This is a genomic window from Pseudonocardia lutea (assembly GCF_042658055.1).
Classification (GTDB): Bacteria; Actinomycetota; Actinomycetes; order Mycobacteriales; family Pseudonocardiaceae; genus Pseudonocardia; species Pseudonocardia lutea.
In genome coordinates, this window is the sequence record NZ_JBHSQK010000063.1 from 1 (window position 1) to 13,154 (window position 13,154).

Annotated in this window: 12 protein-coding genes; 8 read left to right on the plus strand and 4 right to left on the minus strand. The window is 74.6% G+C overall.

Annotation, left to right across the window (positions count from 1 at the left end):
* The 7 genes from ACFQH9_RS22750 to ACFQH9_RS22780 all read left to right on the plus strand — a co-directional run.
* On the plus strand, positions 1-2,902 hold a 2,902-nt coding region (locus ACFQH9_RS22750; protein WP_379568702.1), incomplete at its 5' end, for a Pls/PosA family non-ribosomal peptide synthetase.
* An 11-nt stretch (positions 2,903-2,913) separates the two neighbouring features.
* Positions 2,914-6,186, plus strand: a complete 3,273-nt coding sequence (locus tag ACFQH9_RS22755) for a non-ribosomal peptide synthetase (RefSeq protein ID WP_379568704.1) — start codon at positions 2,914-2,916, stop codon at positions 6,184-6,186.
* A gap of 51 nt (positions 6,187-6,237) precedes the next feature.
* A complete protein-coding gene (locus ACFQH9_RS22760; protein ID WP_379568706.1) occupies positions 6,238-7,230 on the plus strand; it encodes a TauD/TfdA family dioxygenase in 993 nt (330 codons plus the stop codon).
* Positions 7,227-8,291, plus strand: coding sequence for a 2,3-diaminopropionate biosynthesis protein SbnB (gene sbnB / locus ACFQH9_RS22765; protein WP_379568708.1), 1,065 nt, complete (start codon positions 7,227-7,229; stop codon positions 8,289-8,291). Before ACFQH9_RS22760 ends, sbnB begins: the two co-directional genes overlap by 4 nt.
* A gap of 169 nt (positions 8,292-8,460) precedes the next feature.
* Complete coding sequence (locus tag ACFQH9_RS22770) at positions 8,461-8,604, plus strand: alpha/beta fold hydrolase (protein WP_379568710.1); 144 nt, start codon at positions 8,461-8,463, stop codon at positions 8,602-8,604.
* Positions 8,605-8,672: 68 nt separating this feature from the next.
* Complete coding sequence (locus tag ACFQH9_RS22775; RefSeq protein ID WP_379568712.1) at positions 8,673-9,032, plus strand: hypothetical protein; 360 nt, start codon at positions 8,673-8,675, stop codon at positions 9,030-9,032.
* Positions 9,016-9,186 (plus strand): hypothetical protein, encoded by a 171-nt coding sequence (locus tag ACFQH9_RS22780; RefSeq protein ID WP_379568714.1) that lies wholly within the window; start codon positions 9,016-9,018, stop codon positions 9,184-9,186. Before ACFQH9_RS22775 ends, ACFQH9_RS22780 begins: the two co-directional genes overlap by 17 nt.
* Before the next feature lie 79 nt (positions 9,187-9,265).
* On the opposite strand, the gene ACFQH9_RS22785 is transcribed toward ACFQH9_RS22780, so the two are convergent.
* Both ACFQH9_RS22785 and ACFQH9_RS22790 read right to left on the minus strand, forming a co-directional pair.
* Positions 9,266-9,448: a hypothetical protein gene (locus tag ACFQH9_RS22785; RefSeq protein ID WP_232872009.1), complete on the minus strand. Its 183-nt coding sequence runs from the start codon at positions 9,446-9,448 to the stop codon at positions 9,266-9,268.
* A gap of 54 nt (positions 9,449-9,502) precedes the next feature.
* Entirely contained in the window at positions 9,503-9,787 is a 285-nt protein-coding gene (locus tag ACFQH9_RS22790; RefSeq protein WP_379568717.1) for a YggT family protein, read from the minus strand.
* 95 nt (positions 9,788-9,882) lie between these two features.
* Here ACFQH9_RS22790 and ACFQH9_RS22795 point away from each other — a divergent pair, with 95 nt between their 5' ends.
* Positions 9,883-10,026, plus strand: coding sequence for a hypothetical protein (locus ACFQH9_RS22795; protein ID WP_379568719.1), 144 nt, complete (start codon positions 9,883-9,885; stop codon positions 10,024-10,026).
* A gap of 33 nt (positions 10,027-10,059) precedes the next feature.
* Here ACFQH9_RS22795 and xylB read toward each other — a convergent pair whose 3' ends face one another.
* Both xylB and ACFQH9_RS22805 read right to left on the minus strand, forming a co-directional pair.
* Complete coding sequence (gene xylB, locus ACFQH9_RS22800; RefSeq protein ID WP_379568721.1) at positions 10,060-11,451, minus strand: xylulokinase; 1,392 nt, start codon at positions 11,449-11,451, stop codon at positions 10,060-10,062.
* Positions 11,452-11,608: 157 nt separating this feature from the next.
* Entirely contained in the window at positions 11,609-13,093 is a 1,485-nt protein-coding gene (locus tag ACFQH9_RS22805; RefSeq protein WP_379568723.1) for a deoxyguanosinetriphosphate triphosphohydrolase family protein, read from the minus strand.
* Positions 13,094-13,154 lie beyond the last annotated feature (61 nt).

Genomic DNA, 13,154 nt, shown 5'->3' on the forward strand with positions numbered 1-13,154 from the left:
CCCGCGCCCGCCCGTCGTCGCGTCGCCCGGGCCGGCCCCGGCCCGGCAGGCGCCCGTCCCACCTCCGGCGCCCTCCGCCCCGGCCCACACCCCGTCCGGCGGGGCGTCGACGGCCGGCCCGGCGGCGGCGCTCGCCGTCGTGCTGGCCGAGGTGCTCGCGGTCGAGCACGTCCCGACCGACCGCAACGTCTTCGACGACCTCGGCGCGGACTCGATGGTGATGACCCGGTTCTGCGCGCGGCTGCGCAAGCGGGACGACCTGCCGTCGATCTCGATCAAGGACGTGTACGCGCACCCGACCATCGCCGGGCTCGCGACCGCCTTCGCGCCGTCCATGCCCGCCACCGCACCGGTGGTCCCGGCCGGGGCCCCCGGCGACGACGTCGTCCAGGGGCTGGCCCGGGTCCTGGCCGAGGTGCTGGGCGTCGACCGGGTGCCGACCGACCGCAACGTGTTCGACGACCTCGGCGCGGACTCGATGGTGATGACCCGGTTCTGCGCGCGGCTGCGCAAGCGGGAGGACCTGCCGTCCGTCTCCATCCGCGACGTCTACGCCAACCCGACGATCGCCGGCATGGCCGCCGCGGCGGGCGTCGCGCCGTCGTCGGACCCGGTCCCGCGGCCGGCGGCCCCCGCACCGGTCCGGCCGGTGCGGCACAGCACCTTCGGCTACTACCTCACCGGCGCCCTGCAGCTGGTGCTCTTCCTGCTCTACGCGACCGGCGCCGGGTACGTGATGGACCGCGCCTACCTCTGGATCTCGTCGAGCACCACGCTGCTCCAGACCTACCAGCGCTCGGTCGAGGCCGGCGCGGGGGCGTTCCTGGCGCTGGCGCTGCTGCCGGTCGTGGCCAAATGGCTGCTGATCGGGCGGTGGAAGGAGACGGAGTTCCCGGTCTGGGGCCTGCGCTACTTCCGCTTCTGGCTGGTCAAGACGCTGGTGCGCGCCAACCCGCTGGTCTTCCTGATCGTCGGCTCGCCGCTCTACACCCTCTACCTGCGGCTGCTCGGCGCGAAGGTGGGCAGGAACGTCGTGATCCTCACCCGCCACATCCCGGTGTGCACGGACCTGGTCACGATCGGAGCCGGCACCGTCGTGCGCAAGGACGCCGTGCTGCAGAGCTACCGCGCCCACGCCGGCACGATCCAGCAGGGCCGGATCACGCTCGGCCGCGACGTCGTGGTCGGCGAGAAGAGCGTGCTCGACATCGGCACGGCGATGGGCGACGGCGCCCAGCTCGGCCACGCCTCCTCCCTCCAGCGGGGGCAGAGCGTCCCCGCCGGACAGAGCTGGCACGGCTCGCCCGCGGTCCCGACGGACACCGACTTCCGCGCCGTCCCGCCCGCCCGGGTGCGCCCGCTCCGCAAGCTCGCCTACGTGACCAGCCAGCTGGTCAAGCTGTTCGCGATCTACCTGCCGCTGGGGTTCGGCGGGCTCTTCCTCCTGCTGACCGCGGTCCCGCAGCTCACGGCGCTGCTCGACCCCGGCGCCGTCGGGTACACCACGTCCGGCTTCTACGTCGACGCACTCGTCGGCGCGACCGCGACCTACTTCGGCGGGCTGGCGCTCGGCCTGGTGGTCGTCCTCACCGTCCCGCGGCTCGTGGCCCTGTTCGTGCGACCCGACCGGGTCTACCCGCTGCACGGGTTCCGGTACTCGCTGCACCGCACCGTCACGCGGCTGACGAACCTCAAGACCTACGTCCTGCTCCTGGGCGACAGCTCCTTCATCACCAGCTACCTCTACCTGCTCGGCTACGACCTCGGCCGGCTCGAGCAGACCGGGTCGAACTTCGGCTCCGCGGTGCAGCAGGAGAGCCCGTACCTGGTCTCGATCGGCCGCGGCACGGTGGTCGCGGACGGGCTGTCGGTGAACAACGCCGACTTCTCGAGCACGTCGTTCCGGACCGCGCACGTGGCGATCGGCGGGAACAACTTCCTCGGCAACCACATCCCCTACCCGATCGGCGGCCGCACCGGCGACAACTGCCTGCTCGCGACGAAGGTGGCGATCCCGATCGACGGGCCGGTGCGCGAGGGCGTCGGGCTGCTCGGCTCGCCGGCCTTCGAGATCCCGCGCACGGTGCAGCGCGACAAGGTCCTCGAGGTCGACGAGCGCGAGCGCCGCCGCCGGCTGCGCCGCAAGAACCGGCACAACCTGCTGACCCTGATGTTCGCGCTCGCGGTCCGCTGGGGCCACGTCGTCGGGCTCCTGCTGCTCGGCATGCTGGCGGTGGACCACTACGCCGACCACGGCGCGGTCGCCTTCGGCGCGGAGATCGTGGCCAGCGTCCTGTTCACCATCCTCTGGTTCGTCCTGTGGGAGCGCCTGGTGATCGGGTTCCGCCGGCTCCGCCCGAAGTCGTGCTCGATCTACGACATCCAGTTCTGGCGGCACGAACGCTTCTGGAAGCTCGTCGTCCCGCCGATCGAGCGCCAGCTGGCCGGCACGCCCTGGAAGAACCTGGTCTCCCGGATGCTCGGCGTGCGCCTCGGCCGACGGGTGTTCGACGACGGGGTCGCACTCACCGAGCGCACCCTCACCACGATCGGCGACGACTGCGTGCTGAACGCCGGCAGCATCATCCAGTGCCACTCGCAGGAGGACGGCGCGTTCAAGTCCGACCACACCGCACTCGGCGCGGGCGTGACGCTCGGCGTCGGTGCCCTCGTCCACTACGGCGTGACGATCGGCGACGCCGCGGAGATCGCCCCGGACTCCTTCGTCATGAAGGGCGAGGAGATCCCGGCCGGCTCGCGGTGGGGCGGCAACCCCGCCCACGAGCTGCCCGAGACGCCCGTCGCCCCGGCCCTCCCGTCCCCCGCCGCCCCGACCTCCCCGACCTCCCCGACCTCCCCGGGCGCGTCCGACTGGACCGCCGCCCTGCTGACGGCCCGCTAGGAGCCCCCGCGATGACCACCCCGACCACCCCGTCCACCGGCCCGATGATCACCCGGGAGAACCTGATGACCTCGCCGACCGCCGCGCCGACCTGCGCCCCGGGCAGCCCGGCCCGCGTCTGGTGGACCGCCGCGCTCACCGCGGGTGGACGCACCACGCTCCCGCGCTGGGCCGCCGAGCCGCGCCCGGGCGTCGCCACGGTCGAGGTGCCCCTGTCGGGCCCGGCCGGCGAGGCCGCGCTGGTCGCCGCGCACGCGAAGGTGCTGGCCGCGTTGTCCGGCGAGCCCGAGACCGTCGCGGGGCTGGTCACCCCGGCGGGTCCGCTGCCGTTGCGGCTCCCCGTGGAGCCCGGCCCGTGGCGGGGCCTGCTCACGGCGGCCGAGAAGACCCTCACCGAGCTGCACGCCCACCAGGACTTCCCGGTCGACGCGCTGCGGGCCGAGCTGGGCGTCGCCGGGCCCGGGTTCGAGACCGTCCTGGACCCCGCCGGGCCCGCGCCGGAGCCGACCGGGGAGGTCGTGCTCACCGTCGGCGTCCGGGACGGGCGGCTGGAGCTGCGGCACCGCACGGAGGTCCTCGACGCCGCCGCGGGCGCCCGGATCGCGGGCTACCACCTCGCCGCGCTGGCCCAGCTCGCCGCGGACCCGGAGGCCGACCACACGGCGTCGTCCCTGCTCTCCCACGAGGAGCGCACCTACCAGCTGGAGGGCCTCGCCGGTCCGCGGCGCCCGCTGCCCGACCGGCGCTTCCACGAGCTGGTCGAGGAGCGCGTACGGCGGCACCCCGACGCGATCGCCGCGGTCCAGGGCGAGATCCGCTTCACCTACGCCGAGCTGAACGACCGCGCCAACCGCCTCGCGCGGGCGCTGCGGGCCCACGGGCTGGAGCGCGAGGGCGTCGTCGGGGTGGTGATGGAGCGCAACCTCGACTGGATGACCGCGGTGCTCGCCGTGTTCAAGGCGGGCGGGGTGTACCTGCCCATCGAGCCGGGCTTCCCCGACGAGCGCATCCGCAAGACGCTGACCCGCGCGGAGGCCGTGCTCGTGGTGACCGAGCCGGGCAGCACGGAGTCGCTCGACCGCGCGCTCGACGCGATGCCCGAGGTCCGGGTGCTCACCCTGGCCGGCGCGCTCGCGGAGGAGGCGGACGGTTCCGACCTCGGGATCGCCGTCGGGCCGGACCAGGCCGCGTACGTCTACTTCACCTCCGGCTCCACCGGCGAGCCCAAGGGCGCGATGTGCGAGCACGCCGGGATGCTCAACCACCTGTTCGCCAAGATCGAGGACCTGGAGATCGCCGAGGGCGCGGTCGTCGCGCAGACCGCCCCGCAGTGCTTCGACATCTCGCTCTGGCAGCTGGTGTCCGCGCTGCTGGTCGGCGGCCGGACCGTCGTGATCGCGCAGGAGGCGATCCTCGACGTCGAGCGGTTCGTCGACACCCTCGCCGGCGAACGCGTCGCGGTGGTGCAGGTCGTGCCCTCCTACCTCGAGGTCGTGCTGTCCTACCTGGAGCGCACGGGCCGGACGCTGCCGAACCTGCGCTGCGTCTCCGCGACCGGCGAGGCACTCAAGACCGAGCTCGCGCAGCGGTTCTTCGCGCAGGTCCAGGGCGTCGCGCTGGTCAACGCCTACGGGCTGACCGAGACCTCCGACGACACCAACCACGAGGTCATGCGGTCCGCGCCGGCCAAGGTGGTGCTCGGGCCGGCCGTGCGCAACGTGCGGGTCTACGTCACCGACGAGAACCTCGAGCCGGTCCCGCTCGGCGCCCCCGGCCTGATCTGCTTCGCCGGGGTCTGCGTGGGCCGCGGGTACGTCAACGACCCGGAGCGCACGCGTGCGGTCTACCTGACCGACCCGCACGTGCCGGGGGAGCGGCTCTACCGCGGCGGCGACTACGGCCGCTGGACACCGGAGGGCAAGCTCGAGTTCCTCGGCCGCCGGGACAGCCAGGTCAAGATCCGCGGCTTCCGCATCGAGATCGGCGAGATCGAGAACGCGCTGCTGGGCGTGCCCGGGGTGCGCGACGGCGCGGTCGTCGTGGCCGAGCGGCCGGGCGCCGGCGCCCAGCTGGTCGCCTTCTACGCCGCGGCCGAGGATCTGCCGGTCGACCTGCTGCGCGACACCCTGGCCCGGTCGTTGCCCGTGTACATGGTCCCCGCGGCCTTCCACCGCCGGGAGCCGTTGCCGCTCACCGCCAACGGCAAGATCGACACGAAGGCGCTCACCGCGCTGGCGGTCGAGCTGGCCCAGGAGCCGGCGCCGACCGACCAGGAGCCGCCGGCCACCCCCGCGGAGCGCCGGCTGGCCGCGGCGTTCGCCCAGATCCTCGGCGTGCCGGAGGCGGAGATCGGGCGGCACGACCACTTCTTCGACCGCGGCGGCTCGTCGCTCTCGGCGGTCAAGCTCGCGGTCGCGCTGGACCGGGCGGTCTCGCTCAAGGACATCACCCGCAACCCGGTGCTCGCCGACCTGGCCGTGCTGCTCGAGCCGGCCGGGGGCGCCGCGACCGCCGGTACCCCCGAGGCGCCCGCGGAGCTGCTGCAGCCCCTCACCACCGGCGGCGACCCGGCGCGGGCGCTGGTCTGCTTCCCGCCGGCCGGCGGCAACGCCGTCAACTTCCGGCCGCTCGCCGCGCAGCTCGCCGGGCTGACCGTGTACGGCGTCGAGCCGCCCGGGCACGACCCGTCCGCCACGGAGAAGTTCGCGCCGCTCGGCCGGATCGTCGACCGCGTCGCCGCCGAGATCACCGCCAAGGGGCTCACGTCGGTGCTGCTGTGGGGGCACTCCTCGGGCACGGCGTTCGCCGTCGCGGCCGAGCAGGAGCTGGCGAGGCGCGGCGTCGCCGTCGAGCTGGTCGTCCTGTCCTCGCAGCAGCTCGGCGACCCGACCACCAGGCGCAACGGGATCGTCGAGCTGTCCGGCCGCTCCGACGCGGCACTGGTCGACCGGCTGCGCGAGACCGGCCTCCACCCGGAGCTCGACCAGCTCGACACCGAGGGCGCCCAGCGGGTCGCGGCGGCGTACCGCCACGACTGCGTCGAGGCGCACCGGTACCTGGCCGACGCGGCCACCGGCGGCGTGCGGATCACCGCACCGGTCCTGGTCGTGCGGGCCGCCGACGACCCGAGCACGGCGGACGAGACCCGGCGGCGGGACTGGGAGCTCCTCGCCGGGGTGGTGCAGACCCGCGAGCTCGACGGGGGCGGGCACCACTTCCTCCGGAGCCGGCCGCACGAGGCGGCCGCGGTCGTACTCGACGCCCTCCCCGCGCGCTCTTCCTGATCACACCCTCCGTCCGCCCTCCCTGTCCACACCGTTCGAGAGGACACCGAGATGACCCAGCCGGCACCCGCCCTGGACCTGACGCAGCGCCCCGGTGGGCCCGTCGTCCTGACCACGACCGCACCCGCCGGACCGGCCGCGTGGGCCGCGGAGAACCGGGAGGCCGTCCGGAACCTGGTCGCGCAGTACGGGCACCTGTTCGTCCGCGGCCTCGGCCTGCAGGACTGGGCGGCCACCGCGGCCGTCTTCCGCGGGCTCACGAACCAGCTGCTCGGCGAGCGGGAGGCGTTCGCGCCCCGACAGCACTTCGGCGACGGCGTGCACTCGTCGACCGCCTGGCCCGCCAACCAGCAGATGTGCATGCACCACGAGCTGAGCTACACGCTCGAGTTCCCCGGCCTGATGCTGTTCGCCTGCCTCAACCCGCCCGCGGCCGGCGGCGCCACCACGGTCTCGGACTCCGCCGCGGTGCTGGAGGCGCTGCCCGCCGACCTCGTCGGCCGGTTCGAGCGCGAGGGCTGGATGCTGACCCGCACCTACAACGACGAGATCGGCGCCTCGTGGGCCGAGGCCTTCGGCACGGACGACCGCGCCGCCGTCGAGGCCTACTGCCGGGCCAACGCGATCGAGTTCGAGTGGACCGGGGACGGCGGCCTCAAGACCCGGCAGCGCCGGCTCGCCGTGGTCCGGCACCCGGTCAGCGGGGCGCGCTGCTGGTTCAACCAGATCGCCTTCCTCAACGAGTTCACGCTCGACCCGGACGTCCGCGAGTTCCTCGTGGACACCTACGGGCCGGACGGTCTGCCGTTCACCACGAGGTTCGGCAACGGCGAGCCGATCGGCCCCGAGGTGATCGCGCTGATCAACGACGTCTACACCGCCCACACCCTGCGCGAGCCCTGGCAGGCCGGGGACCTGCTGCTCGTCGACAACGTCCGGTGCGCGCACAGCCGCGAGGCCTACCAGGGCGACCGCCAGGTGCTCGTCGGGCTGGCCGACTCGGTCAAGCTCGCCGACTGCGCCCCCACGGCGGGTGCCCAGTGACCGCCGTCGACCCCGCCCGTGCGCCCGCCGGCGCCGGGCTCACGGTGCCGCCCTTCGCCGTCGTGTCCGGGGCCCAGGTCCAACGGGCGCTGCAGGGCCGGGAACGGGAGATCACCGACCTGGTCGAGGCCACCTACCGGCTGCACGGGGCGGGGGACACGGTCAACCCGCCGTCGTACTTCCTGCGGTTCCCGGACCGGCCGACCTCGCGGATCATCGCGCTGCCGGCCTCGCTCGGCGGTCCCTCCGCGGTCGACGGGCTGAAGTGGATCTCCAGCTTCCCGGACAACGTCCAGGCCGGGATCCCGCGCGCCTCCGCGGTGCTGATCCTCAACGACCACGACACCGGCTACCCGTTCGCCTGCATGGAGAGCTCGATCATCAGTGCGACCCGCACGGCGTCGTCGGCGGCGCTCGCGGCGGCCCGGCTCAGCGAGGGCCGTACGCGCCCGACCCGGGTCGGGTTCTTCGGCACCGGCCTGATCGCGCGCTACATCCAGATCTTCCTCGCCGGCACCGGCTGGGAGTTCGAGGAGATCGGCGTGTTCGACCTGTCCGCGGACAGCGCGGCCGGGTTCCGCGGGCACCTCGAGCGCACGGGGACGCCGGGCCGGGTCACGATCCACGAGACACCCGAGGAGCTCGTCCGGAGCAGCGACCTGGTGGTCTTCGCGACGATCGCCGGCACCCCGCACGTCACCGAGGTCTCCTGGTTCGACCACGGGCCGCTGGTCCTGCACGTCTCGCTGCGCGACCTCGCGCCGGAGATCCTGCTGGCCGCGACCAACTACGTCGACGACGTGGAGCACTGCCTCAAGGCGGACACCTCGCCGCACCTGGTCGAGCAGCGGCTCGGGCACCGGGACTTCCTGGCCGGGACGCTCGACGACGTCCTGGAGGGGCGGGCGCCGGTGCCGGCCGAGGGCACGGTGATCTTCTCGCCGTTCGGCCTGGGCGTGCTGGACCTTGCGGTCGGCAAGTACGTGTACGACGAGGTCGTGCGGGCGGGGGAGCTGCAGGTCGTCGACGGGTTCTTCCACGAGCTGAAGCGGCACGGGTAGGTCGGCGCGCGCCCTCGTACGCTCCGCTCCGTGGTGGATCACGTCACCGGGCGAGCCGCCGGCGGGATGGCTGGCCCAGTACGAGGCCCAACGGGCGTTCGACGGGCGCGCCGACCCGCCCCGCATCGTCGCTCCGACGCTGGTCCTGGCCGGGGCCGAGGAGCGGCTGGTGACGGCCGGCGACGTGCGGGCGGTGGGCGACGGGATCACGGGCGCCTCGACCAGCACGTTCCCGGGGGCGGGGCACCTGATCGGCGTCGAGTGCCCGGAGCGGTTCGTCGCCGAGGTGCGGGCCTTCCTCCTGGGTGCCTGACGGTCGTGCGGGCGGCGCGCCGCCGGGTTCGCCGGTTTCGTCGGTGGGGCCCGCTAGCGTCCGCGTCGATGGCTGCGACGTGGATGAGCTTCCTGGGCGGGCTCCTCGGCGCGCTGCTCGGCGCCGTGGCCAACATCCTGGTCGGCGAGGGCAAGCGGCGCCGCGAGGAGGACACCGCGCTGCTGGGCTGGTGCAGCCAGGTCTACGACTGGGTGGTCGAGGGCAAGATCAGCCCCGGGTCCGCCCGGCACATGCTGGAGGAGCGGCGGATCGTCGGGCACTGGTACGCCTTCAACCGGCGCTACGCGAAGCGTGTCGACGCTATCCTGGACGAACTCGACCGGGCGTTCGCGCCGCCGGAACCACCGGCCGCGGTCCGCGAGGAGTTCGTGCTCGATACGGAGGACGACGATGGCCGACCAGGATGACGCCCACGTGGTCACCGAGGTGACCGCGCGCCAGGTCCGCGCCGCCCGTTTCCGGGTGGAGCGGGACTCGAGACAGGGCCGGGCCACGCCGGAACGCATCCGCAGGCTCGCCCGGGTGCTGCTGCCGGGGGAGGAGTCCCCGCAGCCCGGCTGAGCCCGTCCTGCGCGCCGGAGATCCGCCGACCCGCCTGGACCTCTCACGACGCGCATCCGCGCGCCCGGCGGTGGGTGGGTCAGCCCTCGCCGTCGGCGTCCGCCACGTCGGGGCTGTCGCCCCGCGGGTCCTGCGTGCCCCCGTCCGGCCGGTCCTCCGGCGGCGCCGTCATCGTGGGCTCGGCGTCCTGGTCCACGGGGTCGTCCGGCAGCGCCGGCTCGTCCTCGGCCCTGCTGTGCTCGGGGTTCTGCGGGTCGGTCATGACCTGGGCCTACCCGGGTGGGGATCGGGTATGCCGGGCGCGGCTCGCCGTCCCTCAGAACGGGATCAGCGGGACGATCGCGGTGCGCAGGATCAGCACGCCGACGAAGACGATGATGAAGGCGAGGTCGAGGCTGATCCCGCCGAGGTTGACCGGCCTCACCACCCGGCGCACCGGCGCGATGACGGGTTCGGTGATGCCGTGGGTCACGCGGCGGGCCTGGTAGAGGGCCGAGCCGCCGCTGCCGGGGGAGAGCACCCCGATCCAGTCGACGACCACCCGCGCGAGCAGGACCAGCTGGAACAGCACCAGCAGCACCCCGAGGAGGGAGGCGATCACGGCGGTCTCCTTTCCGGTTCCTCTCCGAGTGTCCCGATCCCAGGTGAGAGGGGCCTGAGAGTTTCCGTCGATGGGCCGCCCCAAGGTCGACGACCATGACGGCCGCCGCTCCCGTGGTGTCGGCCGCGGACGCGAGCGGCAGGGCGCGCTGGCACGCGCTCGCCCTCACGGACCCGATCGCCCGGCTGGTGGGGTTCGCCCGCGAATCGACGCCTCTGCTGCCCGAACACGGATCATGAGCGGAAGGGACGGCCCACAGCTGGCGGTCGTGGTCAGCGAGGAAGGTACTTCTCCGCGGCCTCGCGGTAGCGCTCCTCCAGGCCGGCGGTGAGCTCGCCCTCGAACCTCTCCGGGGTGCCGCCGGCCTCCCAGACCGGCGGTTCCGATCCGCCCGCCAGCACCCAGGCGGCCTGCCGGGCCGCGCCGTCGGCCACGTACTCGCCCGGTTCGGGCACCACGACCGGCACGCCGAACACCGTCGGGGCGATGCGCCGCACCGCCTCCGAGCGTGCGGCCCCGCCGATCAGCATGATCTCGTGCGCGTGCACGCCGACCGCGGCCAGCGCGTCGACCCCTGCCTTCTGCCCGGACAGCATCCCCTCGATCGCGGCGCGGGCCAGGTTGGCCGGCGTGGCGTTCGCGAGCGTCATGCCGTGGATCGCGCCGGTGGAGTCCGGCAGGTTCGGCGTGCGCTCGCCCTCCAGGTACGGCACGAGGGTGAGGCCCTCGGCGCCGGGCGGGGCGGAGAGGGCGAGCCGGGAGAGCTCGTCGTGGTCGACACCGAGCAGCCGGGCGGCGGCGTCGAGCACCCGGGCCGCGTTGAGCGTGACCACCAGCGGCAGGAAGGCGCCGGTGGCGTCGGCGAACCCGGCGATCGTGCCGGTCGGGTCGTTGCCCTGCCGGTCCCCGCGGGCCGACACGACACCCGAGGTCCCCAGGGAGACGACGACGTCGTCGCCCGCCCCGAGCCCGAGCGCCGCGCCCGCGTTGTCCCCGGCCCCGGGCCCGAGCCGGAACCCCGGGCCCTCGATCGACTCGGCCGGGCCGAGCACCCGGGGGAGGACGACGTCGTCGCGGCCGAGGCCGAGCCGCAGCAGGTCGCGGCGGTACGCACCGGAGGAGGCGTCGAAGTACCCGGTGCCGGAGGCGTCGGACCGGTCGGTGACCAGCGCGTCCAGGCCCGAGGTACCCGCCAGCTGCCAGGTCAGCCAGTCGTGCGGCAGGCAGACGGCGGCGGTACGTGCGGCGTTGGCGGGCTCGTGCTCCGCGAGCCACCGCAGCTTCGTCACGGTGATCGACGCGACCGGCACCGTGCCGGTGGCGTCCGCCCAGGCCTGCGCGCCGAGCTCCTCGACGAGCGCGGCGGCGGCGGGAGCCGAGCGGGTGTCGTTCCACAGCAACGCCGGCCGGACGACCTCGCCGGTCTCGTCGAGGCACACCATGCCGTGCTGCTGCCCGGCGACGCTGACGGCCGCGACGTCGTCGAGCCCGCCGGCCTGCTCGAGGGCCTGCTGCAGCGCCGCCCACCAGTGCTTCGGCTCGATCTCCGTCCCGTCGGGGTGCGCGGCCCGCCCGGAGCGCACCAGCTCCCCGGACTCCGCGTCCCGGACCACGACCTTGCAGGACTGCGTCGACGAGTCGACGCCGGCGACCAGCTCACCCATGGGCACACCCTGCCGTGCGAGGCCCTTCCCGCGCGAGGGCAGGATCACTGCGTGCAGAGAGTTCTGATCACGGGGGCGTGTCGGCCAACACCCGGCGGGTCTGGTCGCTCGACGGCGGCGCGGCCATCGGTACCGCGACTCGCGGAGGAGCGGAGCGTCAGAGCGCCATCGCGTCGGTCCAGAGGCGGGCGGAGCGGCCGGTGAGGACGTCGAGCAGGGCGCCGGCCTGCGCGTCCGTCAGCGAGGCCACGTAGTCGATCACCGCCCGGCCGCGGGCGAGGTCGCCGACCTGCGCCGCCTTGACGACGCCTTCCTCCGCGAGCGCCGCGTACTCGCCGCGGGCCAGCTCGACCAGGTCGTGCAGGCGCGGCGGGAGGCCGGGGGCGTCCGGGGAGCGGCCGTCGGCCAGCCAGTCGTGCAGCGCCCCGACCAGCCCGGTGACGACGGTCGCCTGCCCGCGCTGGTGCGAGGCCAGGTCCGCCCGGCGCAGCACGAACTGCTGGTGCACGAACTTGAGCACCGCCACCTCGTGCCACTGCGCCTCACCGAGCGCCACGTGCGCCGCGCGGACCGGCGGGTCCGCGAGCACCCGGATGCCGCCGACCAGCCGCGAGGTCCAGCGGGCGGAGAACTCCGCGACCGCCCGCTCGGCGGCCATCGACCCGTCGAACGGCACGGCGAGCAGGCCGTCGACCAGCTCGGCCCGCACCCGGGCGACGGCCGCGGCGAACGCGTCGTCGGAGTAGACCCAGTCGTCCCGCTCGGCGAGGCGGCGGCGCAGCCGCTCCAGCGCGGCACCCGGGCCGGCGGTCGGCCCCGGCTCTGCGGACCGCTCCCAGCAGCGCAGCTCGGCGGCCACCCCGGCCTGCTGGAGCACGCCGACCCGGTGGAAGTCCTCGACGTCGTGGATCGCGTAGGCGATGTCGTCGGCGGTGTCCATGACCGCGGCCTCGACGGTCTGCTGCCACGGCGCCACCGGGAACGGGGCGCGGGCCGCCCGCAGCTCGCCCAACTCCGTCACGTAGGCGGAGAACTTGGCCGAGCCGGAGTCGGGGACGCCGGGGAGCGGGCCGCCGCCGCGGGGCGGCAGGTCGGCCTCGCTCGGGTGCGGGTCCGGGTACCCGCGCCGGGCCCAGGGGTACTTGAGGACGGCGGCGCGCACCGCCGCCGTCAGGCCGAGGCCGGTGCGGCCCGGGCCGTGCAGGTCGATCGTGGTGAGGATCCGGAAGCTCTGCGCGTTGCCCTCGAAGCCGTCCCGCAGGCCGAGGCGTTCGCGGGCGAGCCGGTCGAGCACCTGCTCGCCGAGGTGCCCGAAGGGCGGGTGGCCGAGGTCGTGGGCCAGCGCCGCGGCCTCGACGACGTCCGGGTCGCACCCGCCGAGCTTGTCCACCAGCGGCCCGGACTCCTCGCCGAGCCGCTCGGCGATTGCCCTGGCGACCTGCGCGACCTGCAACGAGTGCGTGAGCCGGTTGTGCAGCAGCAGTCCCGCCCCGTTGGGGCTCACCACCTGCGTGACGCCGGCGAGCCGGGCGAAGAAGGGCGAGGCGGCGATCCGGTCCCGGTCCACCCGGAACGGGGAGCCGGCCAGCCCGGCCCCCGTCTCCGCCGCGCCGGCGGCCCGCTCGTCCCGGCCCTCGGTCATGCGTCGAAGGCTAGCCACGGCGGTCGGTACCGGCCGCGGCGGCACTCCCTCGGGCGTCGCG

What these genes read in the sequence shown, in the direction of transcription:
- ACFQH9_RS22755 (WP_379568704.1), top strand. Translation starts at nt 2,914, where the DNA reads ATGACCACCCCGACCACCCCGTCCACCGGCCCGATGATCACCCGGGAG.
- ACFQH9_RS22760 (WP_379568706.1), top strand. Translation starts at nt 6,238, where the DNA reads ATGACCCAGCCGGCACCCGCCCTGGACCTGACGCAGCGCCCCGGTGGG.
- ACFQH9_RS22775 (WP_379568712.1), top strand. Translation starts at nt 8,673, where the DNA reads ATGGCTGCGACGTGGATGAGCTTCCTGGGCGGGCTCCTCGGCGCGCTG.
- ACFQH9_RS22780 (WP_379568714.1), top strand. Translation starts at nt 9,016, where the DNA reads ATGGCCGACCAGGATGACGCCCACGTGGTCACCGAGGTGACCGCGCGC.
- ACFQH9_RS22785 (WP_232872009.1), bottom strand. Translation starts at nt 9,448, where the DNA reads ATGACCGACCCGCAGAACCCCGAGCACAGCAGGGCCGAGGACGAGCCG.
- ACFQH9_RS22795 (WP_379568719.1), top strand. Translation starts at nt 9,883, where the DNA reads ATGACGGCCGCCGCTCCCGTGGTGTCGGCCGCGGACGCGAGCGGCAGG.
- xylB (WP_379568721.1), bottom strand. Translation starts at nt 11,451, where the DNA reads ATGGGTGAGCTGGTCGCCGGCGTCGACTCGTCGACGCAGTCCTGCAAG.
- ACFQH9_RS22805 (WP_379568723.1), bottom strand. Translation starts at nt 13,093, where the DNA reads ATGACCGAGGGCCGGGACGAGCGGGCCGCCGGCGCGGCGGAGACGGGG.